Source organism: Sphingobacterium sp. UBA5789 (assembly GCF_002418355.1).
GTDB lineage: Bacteria > Bacteroidota > Bacteroidia > Sphingobacteriales > Sphingobacteriaceae > Sphingobacterium.
This window is the reverse complement of sequence record NZ_DIDX01000007.1, coordinates 1-281: the sequence shown is the minus strand read 5'-3', so window position 1 is coordinate 281 and position 281 is coordinate 1. Positions and strand designations below refer to the sequence as shown.

The window sequence follows — 281 nt, the reverse complement described above, 5'->3', positions numbered from 1 at the left end:
GCCTTGGGTCAGCAATATATCGATCCGGCACTTTCCGGTTCGTTTGGGAAGATGCTGAATCCGAGTTACAATGCATTGCTGAAAGGAGGCGAAGGAGATGCAGCGCTTCTTTACCGTTACCAATGGGCGGGAGTTGATGGAGCCCCCAAGAGTATCTGGTTCAACGGTAATATAGCAGTTGGTAATCGTGGCATTGCTTTAGGTGTAAATTTCAAACAGTTTAAGATCGGTGTTGAACGTAGTACAGAAGCCTCGGCGAATTTTACCAAAACACTTCAGAT

The 281-nt window shown here is 46.3% G+C and carries 1 protein-coding gene; it reads left to right on the top strand.

Features of this window, described 5'->3' with window-relative positions:
* Nucleotides 1–3: 3 nt before the first annotated feature.
* Nucleotides 4–281 (top strand): type IX secretion system membrane protein PorP/SprF (locus tag B4B65_RS17395; protein WP_293917333.1); only part of this gene is annotated, 278 nt, incomplete at its 3' end.